Source organism: Aliivibrio friggae, assembly GCF_057368515.1.
Genome location: NZ_CM170649.1, coordinates 305,387 through 320,950 on the forward strand (window position 1 = coordinate 305,387; position 15,564 = coordinate 320,950).

16 protein-coding genes are annotated in these 15,564 nt (G+C 37.2%); 11 read left to right on the forward strand and 5 right to left on the reverse strand.

The features are described 5' to 3' along the window. The first annotated feature begins 319 nt into the window (after positions 1–319). The 7 genes from AC2INI_RS14865 (at position 320) to AC2INI_RS14895 (ending at position 6,937) form a co-directional block, all read left to right on the forward strand. Entirely contained in the window at positions 320–1,408 is a 1,089-nt protein-coding gene (locus AC2INI_RS14865; protein ID WP_486306257.1) for a glycosyltransferase, read from the forward strand. Further along, entirely contained in the window at positions 1,405–2,589 is a 1,185-nt protein-coding gene (locus AC2INI_RS14870; RefSeq protein ID WP_486306258.1) for a glycosyltransferase family 2 protein, read from the forward strand. The genes AC2INI_RS14865 and AC2INI_RS14870 overlap by 4 nt, the downstream gene beginning before the upstream one ends. Before the next feature lie 15 nt (positions 2,590–2,604). After that, positions 2,605–3,249: a sugar transferase gene (locus AC2INI_RS14875; protein WP_486306259.1), complete on the forward strand. Its 645-nt coding sequence runs from the start codon at positions 2,605–2,607 to the stop codon at positions 3,247–3,249. A 142-nt stretch (positions 3,250–3,391) separates the two neighbouring features. Beyond that, complete coding sequence (locus AC2INI_RS14880; protein WP_486306260.1) at positions 3,392–5,284, forward strand: sensor domain-containing phosphodiesterase; 1,893 nt, start codon at positions 3,392–3,394, stop codon at positions 5,282–5,284. A gap of 86 nt (positions 5,285–5,370) precedes the next feature. Beyond that, positions 5,371–5,919: a DUF1415 domain-containing protein gene (locus AC2INI_RS14885; RefSeq protein ID WP_486306261.1), complete on the forward strand. Its 549-nt coding sequence runs from the start codon at positions 5,371–5,373 to the stop codon at positions 5,917–5,919. 41 nt (positions 5,920–5,960) lie between these two features. After that, positions 5,961–6,188, forward strand: a complete 228-nt coding sequence (locus tag AC2INI_RS14890; protein ID WP_045104395.1) for a glutaredoxin family protein — start codon at positions 5,961–5,963, stop codon at positions 6,186–6,188. A 581-nt stretch (positions 6,189–6,769) separates the two neighbouring features. Next, positions 6,770–6,937 (forward strand): hypothetical protein, encoded by a 168-nt coding sequence (locus tag AC2INI_RS14895; protein ID WP_162922418.1) that lies wholly within the window; start codon positions 6,770–6,772, stop codon positions 6,935–6,937. Between the two features lie 55 nt (positions 6,938–6,992). On the opposite strand, the gene AC2INI_RS14900 is transcribed toward AC2INI_RS14895, so the two are convergent. After that, positions 6,993–7,430 (reverse strand): cytochrome b562, encoded by a 438-nt coding sequence (locus tag AC2INI_RS14900; protein WP_486306262.1) that lies wholly within the window; start codon positions 7,428–7,430, stop codon positions 6,993–6,995. Between the two features lie 97 nt (positions 7,431–7,527). After that, positions 7,528–7,899: a YgiW/YdeI family stress tolerance OB fold protein gene (locus AC2INI_RS14905; protein WP_486306263.1), complete on the reverse strand. Its 372-nt coding sequence runs from the start codon at positions 7,897–7,899 to the stop codon at positions 7,528–7,530. Between the two features lie 407 nt (positions 7,900–8,306). Between AC2INI_RS14905 and AC2INI_RS14910 the strand changes: the two genes are divergently transcribed. Then, positions 8,307–8,558 (forward strand): hypothetical protein, encoded by a 252-nt coding sequence (locus AC2INI_RS14910; protein WP_486306264.1) that lies wholly within the window; start codon positions 8,307–8,309, stop codon positions 8,556–8,558. A 110-nt stretch (positions 8,559–8,668) separates the two neighbouring features. On the opposite strand, the gene AC2INI_RS14915 is transcribed toward AC2INI_RS14910, so the two are convergent. Together AC2INI_RS14915 and AC2INI_RS14920 are read right to left on the reverse strand one after the other, a co-directional pair. Further along, positions 8,669–11,146, reverse strand: coding sequence for an ABC transporter permease (locus tag AC2INI_RS14915; protein WP_486306265.1), 2,478 nt, complete (start codon positions 11,144–11,146; stop codon positions 8,669–8,671). 1 nt (position 11,147) lies between these two features. Further along, the gene (locus AC2INI_RS14920; protein WP_486306266.1) at positions 11,148–11,825 is read right to left on the reverse strand and encodes an ABC transporter ATP-binding protein; all 678 of its coding nucleotides are present in this window, start codon (positions 11,823–11,825) and stop codon (positions 11,148–11,150) included. Between the two features lie 160 nt (positions 11,826–11,985). Between AC2INI_RS14920 and tesA the strand changes: the two genes are divergently transcribed. Then, positions 11,986–12,603, forward strand: a complete 618-nt coding sequence (gene tesA, locus AC2INI_RS14925; RefSeq protein ID WP_122032237.1) for a multifunctional acyl-CoA thioesterase I/protease I/lysophospholipase L1 — start codon at positions 11,986–11,988, stop codon at positions 12,601–12,603. A 62-nt stretch (positions 12,604–12,665) separates the two neighbouring features. Here the strand turns inward: tesA and AC2INI_RS14930 are convergent, their stop codons facing one another. Next, the gene (locus tag AC2INI_RS14930; protein WP_122032238.1) at positions 12,666–13,004 is read right to left on the reverse strand and encodes a MaoP family protein; all 339 of its coding nucleotides are present in this window, start codon (positions 13,002–13,004) and stop codon (positions 12,666–12,668) included. A 131-nt stretch (positions 13,005–13,135) separates the two neighbouring features. Here AC2INI_RS14930 and hdfR point away from each other — a divergent pair, with 131 nt between their 5' ends. Together hdfR and AC2INI_RS14940 are read left to right on the forward strand one after the other, a co-directional pair. Further along, entirely contained in the window at positions 13,136–13,996 is an 861-nt protein-coding gene (gene hdfR / locus AC2INI_RS14935) for an HTH-type transcriptional regulator HdfR (protein WP_162922457.1), read from the forward strand. A 163-nt stretch (positions 13,997–14,159) separates the two neighbouring features. Next, complete coding sequence (locus AC2INI_RS14940; RefSeq protein ID WP_122032240.1) at positions 14,160–15,509, forward strand: magnesium transporter; 1,350 nt, start codon at positions 14,160–14,162, stop codon at positions 15,507–15,509. The last annotated feature ends 55 nt before the right edge of the window (positions 15,510–15,564 follow it).

Consider the following 15,564-nt stretch of genomic DNA (forward strand, 5'->3'; position numbering starts at 1 on the left):
AGCCACATGATGGCACCATTTCTTCCATTTTTGGTTCGGATTCAAATAAACAGAATGACACTCACGTCTAATTTAATATTAAAAGTACAACGTGCTGACAGAATATACCGTATAGGCCTAACTATGTCATCTCTCATTTACCTATTTAGAGTAACCTCTCGTATGCTGTAACTTTCTTCTAAAATGCAAATTGGTAATTATTATATTAATTCTCAATTTGCAAAAAATAAAAAATAAAAACATAAACACTTGATTAAAAAGGTTAATGTTTATGGCACGAACTCTGCAACTTCATAACTAAACGATAAAGGAGTTTATTATGAAGACCATTATTCATGTCGTACAACACCTCTCTCCTGGAGGATTAGAAACCATGGTATTAGATATGTTGACCTTTTCTAATCCCAATCATCGCATCATGGTAGTTAGCTTAGAAGGACAACTCCTTAATACAATTAAAAACTGGCCACGACTGGTTCAATATCAAGACCAAGTGATTTGTCTAGATAAACCCGCAGGGATATCAATGAAGACAGTCCAACAACTGATGAATATCTTTGAACGCTATAACGTTGATATCGTTCATTCACACCATATTGGCCCAATGTTCTATTCAGGCTTGGCTGCAAAAATGAGTAATAAAGTCCAACATATTCATACTGAACATGACGCTTGGCATTTAAATGAAAAAAAAGATCGTTATATACAAAAATTAATCCTTTTTTTATCGAATCCTATACTCGTTGCTGACGCTAATTTCGTTAAAAAAGCCTTAAATAAGATCTTTCAAAACTATCCTATTTATACGATAAAAAATGGTATTGACCCTTATAAATTTAATATTGGGGATAAGAAAATCGCTAGAAAAGCACTCGGTATAAATTTACCCAGTAACGCTATTATTATTGGTAATGCAGCCCGCCTAGAAGAAGTAAAAGGCCAGCCAAATCTTATAGAAGCCATGATTTTTCTTAATAAAAAATATCATTTATTTCTTGCTGGCTCTGGGTCACAAAAAGAGTATTTAAAAAACTTAGTTACCCAGTACAAATTAGAAGACAGAGTACATTTTCTAGGACACATCGATCACATGCCGACATTTTATCAGGCACTAGATGTGTTTTGTTTGCCCTCAAATAATGAAGGTTTCCCGCTATCGACTCTAGAAGCTCAATCATGCGGTATACCTTGTGTTGCTCATAATGTAGGAGGAGTTTCAGAAACACTGTGTCCTAAATACAGTCAATTGGTAAACAGTAACTTACCCATTGCATTAACGTCTGCAATTATTAGCATTACGGCTCTCCCTAAAACAGGCAGCCCAAGGGATTATATTTTAAATAATAACCATGCAAAATCGATGGCAACGGCGTATGAAAATCTCTATTTTTCAGGAGTGACTATATGAATAATATCCTTATTATAATAACCTCTATCAGTATTATTGCCGTGGTATACCATCATGCGTTATACCCAATATTTTTACATTGGTTTTCAAAAAAACACCCTCAGCATGGTATAAAAATAACGCCAAGAGGATTCCATCAATCAAAAAAAGATCGTATTTTACCGACAGTTACTATGATTATTCCTGCTTATAATGAGCAAGAATGGATAGCTGATAAGATTAGAAATTTAGCATGTATTGATTACCCATCAGACAAACTAATAATCATTATCGCTTGTGACGGCTGTACAGATGATACGGTAACCATTGCGCATAATACAATTCAAGAAGCTATTTGCTCTGATGTACATATCGAGGTTCTCGTATTTGAAGATAATCAAGGAAAAGTCACCTTACTCAATCAATTAATACCTCAATATAATAGCGATATCATTGCCCTTAGTGATGTTTCTGCCCTGCTCTCTTACGACGCCTTATTAGTTGCAGCAAAGCACTTTGAAGACCCAAATATTGGTGTAGTTAATCCAACCTACCATTTATTAAAACCAAGCTCTGAAGGTGAAAAAAAATATTGGGAATACCAAACCAAAATTAAACAGCAAGAGGCGGCTCTAGGTTCAAGCTTGGGATCTCATGGTGCTTTTTATCTCTTTCGACATGAGCTATTTATTGCCTTGGATAAAGACACCATCAATGATGACTTTATCCTGCCAATGAAAATTGTCGAACAAGGTTATCAAGCAATTTATGACCCTAGCATTCGCGCATTAGAGCTCGAACGAGTTTTTCAAGATGAGGATTTCTCACGACGCCTAAGAATATCAGCTGGAAACCTTCAACAACTACTACGATTATTTCCTTTATTCAGTCCCAAATACAAGGGCACTGCCTTTACTTTCTTCTCAGGTAAAGGACTTAGATTTACCATGCCCTATTTTATGATAATGGCTTATATTGGCTCTGCTTTACTCCTATCTAATCCATTATTTTTTACCGCGTTTATAGGGCAAACATTAGGATATAGCTTAGGTATTATGGGCTTCGTATTTCCCCGTATTTTCTCAAATAAATACTGCCAAACCTTAACCTATCTCGTAATTGGTCACGCCGCAAATTTACTTGGCGGTCTTAATTACCTTTTCAATAAGCCGAAATCCTCTTGGACTCGCGTACATAAATAATAAAAGGAACTGATTATGATGGATTCTTATAACACCATTAACCAACCAATTATTCGCGCAAAACGAGTTTTTGATGTCAGCTTATCTTTAATTGGTTTGCTGCTTACTCTGCCGCTGTTTCCTTTTATTGCACTGGCTATCAAGCTGAACTCAAGAGGCCCTGTGTTTTATCGCCAACTACGAGTTGGTAAAGCAATGCCAGAACAAGTGCATGTTTTTGAAATGATTAAATTCAGAAGCATGGTAGAAGATGCAGAAGTAACAACAGGAGCAACGCTTGCGACTAAAGGTGATGCTAGAGTTACTCTTGTGGGCAAGTTTTTAAGAAAAACACGCTTGGATGAATTACCACAATTCTTTAATGTACTAAATGGTGATATGTCTCTTGTAGGCCCAAGACCCGAAAGACCCGCATTTTACAATAAACTAGAACAAGAGATCCCTTATTTTAGTGATCGTACATATGGTGTACTACCCGGAATTACAGGTCTTGCCCAGGTTAATCAAGGCTATGACACCTGTATAGAAGATGTCCGCTCAAAAGTAGGGTTTGATCATAGCTATGCCCTTTCTCTTCGGTCTATCTCTAGTTGGATTAAATCGGACACCTCTATTTTACTTATGACCGTTAAAGTGATGCTGTTTGCTCGTGGTCAATAATGTTAAGTATGTTGTATTATTACTTAATCTAATGATTTATAAATAGTAAGACGTCGCAATATTAAAAATGAGACTCATAACCCCAGTATTAAGCTGCTACTATAAATGCTTTATTCGTTACTGGTTATTGGATGCCTTAAAAATGCAGAAGTCCCTGACATCTTCAATTGTCATTCCTAAAAAGATTCAGCAAGATTGGCAGAATATGCTTAGCGTACTTGCTGAACTGACGCAGGTACCTGTAGCTCTTGTTATGCGTATTAATGAACAGGATATGGAAGTATTCTCTGCTAATACCTCATTAGATAATCCATATTCTATTGGGGATAAAGAAGCATTACACCAGAACTTATATTGCGAACATACCATTAAACACCGTCAAAAATTAATAATTTCAAATGCATTAAAAGATCCTGAATGGCAAGGTAATCCAGATCTTACCCATAACATGGTCGCTTATTGTGGACTGCCTATCTTCTGGCCAGACGATACCCCTTTTGGTACTGTCTGCATTCTTGATACTAAAGAAAATTCGTTTGATCCTGTATATCAAAACTTATTAGAAACCTATCAGAAATCTATCGAAGTACAGCTCAACATCTTATTTCAGCACACAGAATTGCTCAATAATCATAAAAAACTACAATTAGAAATCGCAGAAAGTAATCAGAATATAAATGAAGTAAACAGAAAATTAGCGAATGAAATTGATTGCCGTCGAGCTGCAGAACAAAAAGTGGAATATCATAAAAATCATGATGTTGGCACTGGATTTCTCAATGCGGTTGCTTTATATCGCCACATGGATGCGCTAATCAATAATAATCAAAAGTTTGTTCTATTGCATATCCACTTTGCAAATAGTAGAACAATTCAACAAGAACATGGACACTCTGTTTTTGATCTTTTATTAACAGAGTATCGTTCTAAATTAACCAAAATAACGGATACCTCTGTTACTGGCCGCTTAGACTCTTCTGATATCCTATTAATTATTCATGCCGACAAAAGAAAGCTACCGCAGTTGTGCAAACATTTATCTGAAATTGGTAAAGCATGTTTTTTTAATAATGAAGACCAAATACACTTACAAAGCTACATCGGAGCTGTCCATTCTAAAGAAAATGTATCTCGAAACGACTTACTTAAATGTGCTTATAACACCGTAATAGAGTGCCAGAATTTAGGTAAGACATTTACGATTTCAGGTAGCTCTCTTCCCCTTAAATCAAGTTTATCTGAACATAAAATTGAAGCCTATTTACTCGAAGCCGTTCGTAATAATGATCTCTTCTTAAGCTACCAGCCTAAAGTGTGTCCTTATACAAAACGTTGGCTAGGCAGTGAAGCATTATTACGTTGGAATCATCCTCATCTAGGCGCTATTTCTAATGAAGTTTTGATCCAGCTTGCTGAACGTAATGGCCTCATTTATGAGTTGGGGAATTTTGCGCTAAGAAATGCGATTCAACAGACCTCTGAATGGATAATTCATTCTCCAAACTTAATCACCGCCGTTAATATTTCTGCCGTTCAATTAAAAGACCCGCACTTTGTACAACATGTTCAACAACTTTTAGAACTCTACCAACTGCCTCCTAAAAATTTAGAATTAGAAGTGACTGAGAGTGGACTCATTGCTGACGAAGATCTCGCGATTAAAACATTAAACAAACTTCATGACATGGGTATATCGATTGCCCTTGATGATTTTGGAACAGGTTATGCCTCTTTCCAATATCTCAAAAAATACCCTTTTGATACGTTAAAAATCGATAAAAGTTTTATTGAAAATGTTGAGCATTGTACTGACGATCAAAACATTGTTTGCGCCATGATTAATATTGCAAAAAAACTAAAGTTAAAAGTCGTAGCAGAGGGCGTTGAAAATCATAACCAAGAACGATTTGTTACGCTTGAAGGCGTCGACTCTATTCAAGGTTATCTATATTCAAAACCCATTAGTGCTGATAAATTTGAAGAAGGTCTGTTCAATCAATCTTCAATCGGAACTCCCTATTTTCAATTTATGTAGGTGAATTTTAGTATTTCTAGGTACAGAAAATGAATGAATAATCTGTTATTCTTGCTGAAAATAACAAGAGTAGTAATAAGTCAGATATGAGTATTCAAAAAATCGAACAAGAAGTTCAGCAATGGTTAGAAGATGTGGTGATAGGCCTTAATCTTTGCCCTTTTGCTGCAAAACCAAACCGTAATAAGCAAATCAAAATTTTTGTATCTGAAGCAACAACAGAAGAAGTATTGCTTGAAGATGTGCTTCAAGAGCTAATGAACTTAGATTCTAAAACTGCTGAAGAATTAGAAACAACCCTAGTTGCTATCCCTAATATGCTGCAAGATTTTATGGATTATAACTTCTTCTTAGATTGGGTTGATGCGCTTATTAAACAGCAAGAGTGGGAAGGTATTTATCAAATCGCCACTTTCCACCCTGACTACTGCTTTGGCGGCGCTGAACCTGAAGACGATGAGAACTTAACAAATCGCTCTCCATATCCAGTTCTTCACCTTATTCGTGAAGAGAGCATGGAAAAGGTGCTAAAACACTATCCAAACCCTGAAGCTATTCCTGATACAAATATTGCCCGAGTAGAAGCGTTAACGCCTGAAGAGCGTCGAAAACTATTCCCGTACCTATTTGTATAAGCTACGCTATCTGTATCACTAGATTTAACTGAGAGATAATAATGAAACGTGTTGTTTTATATGTCGCTGACAAATGCCCACATTGCAAAGACGCACAGCGCTACCTTGATTCTAAAAAAATTGCATATAGATTAACCAATGCAAAAATGCAACGAGGGCGCAAGGAATTACAAGCCATGGGTGCTCGTTCTATCCCTGTTCTTAAGATTGGTGATCAAGTGATGGTTGGTTGGAATCAGAAGAATTTCGATAAAATGTATAACAGTTAATTAAAACAAAAATGGAGCTGATTAGCTCCATTTTTTTATCTGTAAGTTTATAATTTTACTATAAAAGCTAAATTATCAGAGATCCACCGAAACTACAAAAATCAAGAAGAATATTTTTTTCACTGCTTACTTACCAACCATTATGAAATACGTTATTTCTGATGTCTTGATATACCTAATCCAATTCGGTTAGTAGCTACTTACTGTTTTTTTTAATTCATAAGTTATCCACAGGACTCCCTCAATTTCAGACTTGATCTGTTCTATTTTTATCATTATCTTGTAGTCAAATTAATTAATAACACTATGTGGTTATATTTAAGATTAAGTAATCTATGACTTGATAGGAAAAGGTTTGGTTATAAAGTAAGTAGTCTCTGACCTCTACTTACTTCATAAACCTAGTTAACACACAGAAGGAGTTCAACTATTTAGATAAAAATCTTGAAATACAAACAACGTCTAGTTGTAGCTAGGCTTAAAAATAAGCGGTGGTTGAATTGTGATTCCAAAATGAAATTTAACAAAGAAACTCTCAAAAAGCCATCAATGTTCAAACTTTTTAATTGAGGATTTCATATATGAAATTCACGTTTAAAGAAGAAGAAAAAAACTCAGAAGGAAAAAAGACTATAAAAACAGTCACTTTTGAGTTGAAGTACAATGCAAAACTTTTGTTTACTGTAGTTGGGGTTTCAAAATGGTTTTTCAGCGTATTAGAGCATACAAGTTATATTAACTTAGTATGATCCAAAAATAAGAAGGAGAAATATCTCCTTCTTATTTAATAATAAACAGAATCAATTATCCAAAGATCTTGCTCCAAATACTTGGATTACGCTTTTTGTGGTATTCAACTCGTAGTTCGTCAACTTGCTCAAGTGCCGCTTGTGCTTTCTCTAAATCACCCGCATCTAACTCTGTTTTAACCAGAGCAACAGAAACCGATAACTTATTAAACCCTTCTTGATACATGGCTTGTTTTTCTGGGGTGTATTCGCCCTGCTTTAACTGATCAATAAGAAATTCTAGTTTAGTCACAACTTGATTCATATCCTCAATAGAGGTCGCTCGCTCACCTAACTTATACTCTAATCTCATCTCTTTCATGACGGCTTTCATATCTACAGGTGCGCTAACAACCATTGATTGGTCACCAATCATATCCGTTGACTCAGCCGTTGTATTTGCAGCAACACCCGCAGAAAAAGTCAGGGCTACAGTTAAAAATAAAGTTTTCATAATAATCCTTTAAATAAGCAAGAGAGGCAGTGTAATGTATTGCCTCTCATACTCACAGGATTAATATGTTTCAATACCATAATGACCCATATTTTTATTAATCAACAGTAATGCTATCTACATAAATAAGGTAATTATCTTCTTTATTTACTTCACCTTTAAGCGTCACTTTATCGTTTGGTTTGACTTGCAAGCTTGGCATCTTATCACCATCAATTTTGACATTTACTGTTCCGGTATCATCCTTAAATACATACACTTCTTTACCTAAAGGCTCAACTAAATACCCTGAAAGTAAAATTGGCGTATCCTCAATGACAGCACTGGCATTCAATACAGATTCTACTGTATTTATCCCATCAACAGGCTTTGAGAATTGATCCTGATAATTCGCGGTTTGATCGTTAGCCAATGCAAGAGTTGATGAACATGCTAATATAAGTGTAAATAAAACATTTCTCATTTTCATAATTAAATACCGTTAATGTTATATATGTAAAATTAAAACCACATTAACATTTGTAACTCAACTTAATGACTTTATTAAAAATGAGTTATAAATATATAGTAGTTCTAACATCCTCTATTTTTCACATTACTCTTAGTTTAATACCATATCAACTGTTTCTTTATTCTTATTAACTGTAGTCTATTTGAAGTAAAAAACACTATTTAATTAGCTTACTTTAAATAACAAAATTGATATGTATGGCGTTTATAAAATGCAAATAAAACAATATTGAAACCTTAAATAACCAGAGTTTAACTCATTGATATAAAGACCCTTAAAGCCTATTCCTCAGTAAATATTTATACTTTTAATTATAAAATTTAAGGAGTAGAGTCAAAATAACATTTTCAGCGAGAAGATATAAAATGAAATTAGAAGACAAATTATTATTAGATCAAGTACTAGAATTAGAAGGTAAAGATTTAACCAAGTTAACTAAACAAGAAAAAGAAGTGTTTGATAAATTTGAGTCCAAAGCTCATGAATTTGGTGTAACCATTGAAGTGGTAACAGAAGCTCCTATTAATAATATTAAACAGGGAACGTCACCTTATACAATTAATAATATAACCACACATTTTCCAAATCAGATTATCATTAAACGCGTTTTAGATTAACGTTATATAGTGCATAAGATTAATCTTAACAAATATCAAAGAGCCGATTGAAGGAAGAATATATACCGCCTTCCTTCAATCGTATTATTAAATTAACGAATGATAGCTGCTTACTTTAACGGTTTTAGTAACTGCTTTATCACACTTACTAAGCTCATAAATACAATCATCATGGCAAGTAACGGCAACACAATCCACATACTTACGTGCAATGTGGGTTCGAGTTTAAAGCCCCATTTAACCAAGCTAAATACGATTGCTTCTGCCCCCATCACCGCAACAAAGCCTGCGGCTAATGCCATGACCCCGTATTCACTCCATAATGTCTGGCTAATACGCTGACGGCTTGCTCCAAGGGTTCGATAAAGGGTAATTTCACGTTGACGCTGATACAGACTTAAACGCAGTAAAGTGAATATCAACAACACGCCACTCACCACGCCTAAACCAGCTAAAACGCTCAATGACCACGTGATTTGAGCAAGCATCGCTTGGATTTTTCCACCCATGGTTCTAAAATCCAACAAACTCACGGTTGGATAATCACGAGCCAGTTGATTTAATAGTGTATTTTCGTTGTCATCGACTTTAAAGCTCACTAACCAAGTGGCAGGTAAATCAGCAATCACATCGGGTGTGAAGATAAAATAGAAGTTCGGTTTCATGCTCTGCCAATCCACAACACGAATAGAGTTCACCTCAGCAGAAAAGAATTGGCTGTTTACCGAAAAACTCAACGTATCGCCAATTTGAATATCCAAATCATTCGCCACATCTTGCTCAACAGAGACTCCATTTTCTTTCGTCCATGCCCCTGCTGTGACTTGATTATGAACCGGCAACTCATCACGCCAAGTAAAGTTAATCTCACGACGTAGTGCATCTGAGCCTTGTCCTTCACCTTTCATTTTGTCTTTGGTGCTTTCCCCGTTAATTTCAGTTAAACGACCACGAATAATTGGATAACCATCCGATCTATCTAGCTTTTCATTATCTAATGCTTGTAAGTATTCTTTTTGCTCATAAGGCGCAATATTCATCGCAAATACATTCGGTGCATCAGGTGGTAGCGTTTGTTGCCAGTCGCCCAATAAATCGGTTCTTACTAGCCAGATCACTGCCACTAACATCAATGAACCCGACAATGCGGCTAATTGCATCATGCTGTTTTTTGGAGAACGTTTAATGCGACTAAGCGCTAGGGTCATCGCAGCCCCCCATTTAAAGCGTCCAAACAGATGTACTAAGCCATAGCTAATACCAGCAAGTAAGACAAATAGCACCACTAAGCCAACTGATACCATCCAGACTAGGCTGTTATTGCCATACATAAATAAGAAAGCGACTACTGGTACCGCAATTAACCATAAGCCTTTTTTAGACGATGCGGTCATTTGAGATTGAAGTACCGCTATCGCAGGAGTGTCTAATAAACGCAATAGTGGGATGCCTAAAGCGGGTAAACCGATAAACAGCGCCACAACCGAACCAAACGCAAATGGCTGCCAACCGTAACTTGGTAAGTCTTCTGGTAAAATTCCTGCCAGTGGGATACGCAGTAACAACTCTAGCCCAAGACCGATCAATGAACCTGCAATTACGCCAGTAAAGAACATCAAACCCACTTGGCTTAATAACCAACGTTTCAACCACTGCTTACTTGCACCCATGCTTTTTAACATGGCAACAGTATTAGCACGACTGGTCGCATAATGCTGGCACGTTAATACCAAGGTGACAGATGCCATTAATATCACCATCAAGATAGTCAGTGACAAATACTGTTTGGCTTTTTGCATTAAATCTGCAGTTCGACCTTGAGTCTCTTCGCTTATCCAACGCTCTCCTGCTTGCAACTCATAATCACTTTGCAATAACGATATCGCACTATCATTACCTTTAAATAAGGTGCGATATTTAACACGGCTGCCCAGTTGAATTGCGCCTGTTTTATCTAAATCTGCCTGATGAATAAACACACTTGGCATGGTTCTAAATGGGTTAAACGCTAACTCTGGTTCCGATTCAATCACGCCACTTATTGGCATTTCAGCATCACCAATAGCAATAACATCACCAATATTGAGTTCAAGTAATGATAAAAGACGATCAGCTATCCACACTTCTCCAGGTTTAACTTGGCTATGGATTTGGTTATCAGCCCCGTTTAATAAGAGTTCACCGCGAAGTGGGTAATTACTTTCTACCGATTTCACACTCACCAACTGCATTCCTGAATCACTGAATGCCATGGTTTGAAAACGCACTTGAGAAGATAACACTAAATTTTGGTCATGCGCTTGTTGCAAAATCAGCTCAGGGGTTGGATTGGCTGAACTAAACACCAGATCCGCCGCCATCATGGAGCGACCTTGATCTGTCATGACTTTTTCTACTCGAATCGCCAACGCAGACAAGGCGACAACACAAGCAACGATCAAGGTTAATGCTGCCATTACAGGCCACAGCTGTCCTTGCCAGATCTCACGCCAACTCCAACGTAATATCATTTTGTTGCCAGAAGCTCGATTGTTTCCTGAAGGCTTTCTATTTCGAGAAGATCTTGGCGCTAATGATTTCTCATTCATTTCACTTCACCTCTTCGTGGATCTGCCCTGCATTGATGGTAAGTGTTCGCTCACATCGCTCTGCCAATTTGGGATCATGAGTAATAAGAACCAATGTGGTGCCGTGTTTTTGGTTCATCTCAAATAAGAGTTCAATAATATGCTCCGCAGTGGATTGATCTAAGTTACCTGTTGGTTCATCTGCAAAAAGAATGCGAGGCTGAGTCATGAACGCTCGCGCTAAGGCCACGCGTTGTTGCTCTCCACCTGAAAGTTGAGAAGGAAGATGTGTTTCTCGCCCTGCAAGGCCAACTGAATCTAACAACTGTTTTGCTTTTGCAATATCTTCACCTTCACCACGTAAAATCGCAGGCAAGGTGACATTTTCAAGGGCGGTTAAAGAAGGGATAAGTAAGAAGCTTTGAAACACAAAACCAATCGATTCACTGCGTATTTGAGCACGATCTTCATCATCAAGCTGAGATAGGCTTTGCCCTAATAATTCAATATCACCAGAGGTTGGAATATCTAATCCTGCAAGCAAGGTCATTAAGGTTGATTTACCGGCACCAGAGGTTCCTACAATCGCGACGCTTTGTCCTGATTGAACCTCAAAAGAGATGTCTTTTAAAATGGTTAATTCAGCCTCGTTAGAAAGTACTGATTTTCCTACTGAGCTCACTTTTATGGCCGCTGTCATTGTCATTTCCCTTTGCGATTATTTTTATGCTATTCCGCATATTGTATACCCAAGCACGATAAGATCTGCAATTTCCTTTACACTTCTTTAACTAATCCTTATACGTCGGCATCTCTATTTCTGTTATTCTATTGCTACTCGATTATCTAAAAGGTTGAACATGCGTAAATTCCTCACTCTTTTTTTACTGCTATTAAGTAGCCAACTATTTATCCTTAAATCAGCCTATAGCCAAACGCTATTGATCCTTGGTGATAGCTTAAGCGCTGGCTATAACATGCCTATTGAGCAAAGTTGGCCTTCATTGCTGCCTCTACAACTAAAAAAACTAGGCAAAGTAACAGAGGTAATTAATGGCAGTATTTCTGGAGATACGACAGGAAATGGACTAGATCGATTACCTACCCTACTTGAGCAGCATCAACCTAATTATGTCTTAATTGAATTAGGAGCAAACGATGGATTACGAGGCTTTCCACCACAAAAAATTAACGCCAATTTAGAAATGATGTTTACGCAAATTAAAATGGCTAACGCTCAACCCTTGCTAATGCAAATTCAAGTACCACCTAATTATGGAAAACGTTACAGCCAAGCGTTTGGATCACTCTATCCAAAATTAAGTAAAAAGCATGACATCCCTTTACTGCCTTTTTTCTTAGAAGAGGTGATCGTAAAGCCAGAATGGATAATGAAAGATGGATTGCATCCAAAACCAGAAGCACAACCTTGGATTGCAGAGTTTATGGCAAAAGAGCTCTCACCATATTTGAAGTAATATAAAAATAAAAAAACCGGGTATATAAATATCCGGTTTTTTATTGAGACTTGAAAAATTACTTAATCAAGATCATCTGATGATGAGTCATCGTTGTCATCAGATCTATCTGCTGACGAACGTTGAGTGCTACATAATGTATAGAATTTTGGTTTAAAATTGATCTTATTTTGATATTTAAGCCAACATTGAGCAAATTCAGAGATCTCCGTAGGTTGATCCTTTACCTGTTCAACAAAACGGTGCTCTGCATCAGATTCTGGCGCAAACACACCATTTAGCAAAGATTGCATGGTGCGACCGTACGTTTCTAAAATAGTCGCTTCACGAATTGTAAAACCACTACGGCTAAAACCTCTTTTGAAGTTTTTATCATCATAAAATTTCGCTGTTATTCTCACTTGATGCTTCTTTATAACCACAGAAAACGTATATGTAATTCAGAGTGAGTGCCTTGTAAAACAAAAAATATTAGCGCTTTCAATTAAAATATTTTATTGTGGCTAATATCGCCATCAAAGAGATGAATACCTTGGATACTGATCTGCTTAAAACCTTCTTAGAAGTCACAAAAACGCGCCATTTTGGGCGTGCTGCAGAGCATTTATTTCTCACACAGTCTGCCGTGAGTTTCCGTGTTCGCCAATTGGAGTCACAATTAGGAAACCCATTATTTACTCGCCAACGCCATAATGTTCAATTGACTGCAGCTGGAGAACGATTGTTACCTTATGCTGAGGCTATTTTACAAACGTGGGGACGAGCCAAGCAAGATGTCGCGCTTACCGAAGATTATAACTCTCAAGTAACTATTGGTGCGAGTGCACTCATTTGGGAGTTCGATGGTATTTCTAATTGGATCAACAGTATTTACGATACCGTTCAAGGATTAGCTCTACGTTTAGAATCAATTCCTAGACAAGATCTCGCGAAATCATTACTAGATAAAAGTGTCGATCTATTTATTACTAGCGAGCCCCCAAAAATAGATGGTATTCGAGTATGTAAAATTCGTGATTATCAATTGCAACTAGTCTCTAACCAAGCCCATAGCACAATAAGCAGCATTCAACCTTTGCCTTTGGTGTATTTAGATTGGGGAGCACGCTTTTCTATTCAGCATAGCAAGATAAATGAATTACAAAAAACACCCATTCTGCACACTCACTCATCGAGAATGGCTTTGGATTATTTGATAACACACCCAAGTGTTGGTTACTTACCTGCACCTGTTATTAACCAGAGCGTTGATAATGGTGAGCTTTATGTAATTGAAGACGCTCCTGTTATGGAACAAGCGTTATATTTAGTGTGGCAAGAAAAAAGCGATAAAGCTGAACTTATCGAACAAATAACCGCTATTAACCCAAACATGGTAACGAAAAGCGTCTAACTTGTTCAGATAAAATGTAGTAACAAACTTGAGGGCTCTAATGAGTCCTTAATTTTATCTGTCACTTAGGTAAATCGTTGTATTAAAGGGTTTAATAAACTTTCTCTAGTTACTATAATTACGTATTATTTTTAAATCCTGCTTCCATCCACGGAGTACGACATTGAACGAACATCAAGATTTATCATTCCAACTCGAAACGCTATTCAATGCCGACGACCAACAGCAACAAATACGCCTACTGGGTGAATTTGTAGAAAACGGGTTAGATACCGGTTCTATTGCGCGTATTTTAGAATCTTTTCCAGTTGATGACCGTGTGCAATTATGGCGTCACCTGCCACTAGAAATGCATATTGAAGTATTAACTGAAATGCGTGCTGATGCTCGTGTCGCAATTCTAGAAGAACTGTCAGAAGCAGAATTAAACTTCACCTTAGCTAAACTGGATAACTTATCGTTAATTGAGTGGGCAGAGTCTCTACCTGATGAAATATTCAGCCTTGCTTTGCAACTTATCAGCCGTGATGAGCTTGATTTATATGATGATGCAAAGCAGTATGAAGATGACGAAGTTGGGCACTGGGCGGATAGAAAAATCGCAACGCTGCCTTTTAATGTCAGTGTTGGGCGAGCTAAAAAACTATTAAAAACCAATTTATTTCAATCACATCAATATATGCACTTAATTAACCGAGCGCATAAGTTTCACGGTATTGTGCAATACACGGATATTTTAACTGCTGACGATTCAGTTAAAATCAACACATTGAAATTAGAAGATTGCTTAGTTCTTAATGTGCACCAACCTCTCAATGAAAGTATTGAAGCCGTTGAACACTCAGCCGTACCCAGTGTGGCGATTATCGACGACGATAACGTTTTAATTGGGCAACTTGATTGGCAATTTGCGATTAATACCCAACGTGAAATTTACGAAACTCGTTTAATGGCCGGTACCGGTATGGATGAAGGGGACGATCTTTTCTCTCCTATCCTTAAGAGTTCAAAAAAACGTGGCGTGTGGCTTGGTATTAATCTTTTGACTGCAATATTAGCGTCTGTAACGATTGGGTTATTTGAAGATGTCATCACCCAAGTCGTTGCACTGGCAGTATTAATGCCAATCGTGGCCTCTATGGGCGGTATTGCTGGCAGCCAAACATTAACCTTAATGGTTCGTGCAATGGCACTAAATCAAATCACCCCTGGTAACCGTTTTGCATTATTAAAGAATGAATTAGGGATTGGCTCAATCAACGGTTTGTTATGGTCATTAATCATAGGTGGCCTTGCTGGTGCTTGGTTCCAGTCGTTCGCGTTAGGTGCCACAATTTCACTCGCCATTATTGTAAACATTATTACGGCGGCTCTGTTTGGGGTTCTTATTCCTATCACCTTAGATAAGTTTAAGTTAGATCCTGCGCTTGCTGGCTCTGTTATTTTAACCACAGTCACGGATGTGGTCGGCTTCTTTGCTTTCTTAGGAACCGCAAGTTTGGTGATGATGTAAACGCGAGATGATAGCAAGAACCTCCAATAAATAAACACTGAGTCACCCCTTTGGC

Bases quoted from the DNA above. Each gene is read 5' to 3' on its own strand.
- tesA (WP_122032237.1), top strand. From the start codon at position 11,986: ATGCGTAAATTCCTCACTCTTTTTTTACTGCTATTAAGTAGCCAACTA.
- AC2INI_RS14910 (WP_486306264.1), top strand. From the start codon at position 8,307: ATGAAATTAGAAGACAAATTATTATTAGATCAAGTACTAGAATTAGAA.
- AC2INI_RS14915 (WP_486306265.1), bottom strand. From the start codon at position 11,146: ATGAATGAGAAATCATTAGCGCCAAGATCTTCTCGAAATAGAAAGCCT.
- AC2INI_RS14890 (WP_045104395.1), top strand. From the start codon at position 5,961: ATGAAACGTGTTGTTTTATATGTCGCTGACAAATGCCCACATTGCAAA.
- AC2INI_RS14920 (WP_486306266.1), bottom strand. From the start codon at position 11,825: ATGACAGCGGCCATAAAAGTGAGCTCAGTAGGAAAATCAGTACTTTCT.
- AC2INI_RS14870 (WP_486306258.1), top strand. From the start codon at position 1,405: ATGAATAATATCCTTATTATAATAACCTCTATCAGTATTATTGCCGTG.
- AC2INI_RS14885 (WP_486306261.1), top strand. From the start codon at position 5,371: ATGAGTATTCAAAAAATCGAACAAGAAGTTCAGCAATGGTTAGAAGAT.
- AC2INI_RS14905 (WP_486306263.1), bottom strand. From the start codon at position 7,899: ATGAAAATGAGAAATGTTTTATTTACACTTATATTAGCATGTTCATCA.
- AC2INI_RS14865 (WP_486306257.1), top strand. From the start codon at position 320: ATGAAGACCATTATTCATGTCGTACAACACCTCTCTCCTGGAGGATTA.
- AC2INI_RS14895 (WP_162922418.1), top strand. From the start codon at position 6,770: ATGAAATTCACGTTTAAAGAAGAAGAAAAAAACTCAGAAGGAAAAAAG.
- AC2INI_RS14900 (WP_486306262.1), bottom strand. From the start codon at position 7,430: ATGAAAACTTTATTTTTAACTGTAGCCCTGACTTTTTCTGCGGGTGTT.
- AC2INI_RS14875 (WP_486306259.1), top strand. From the start codon at position 2,605: ATGATGGATTCTTATAACACCATTAACCAACCAATTATTCGCGCAAAA.
- AC2INI_RS14880 (WP_486306260.1), top strand. From the start codon at position 3,392: ATGCAGAAGTCCCTGACATCTTCAATTGTCATTCCTAAAAAGATTCAG.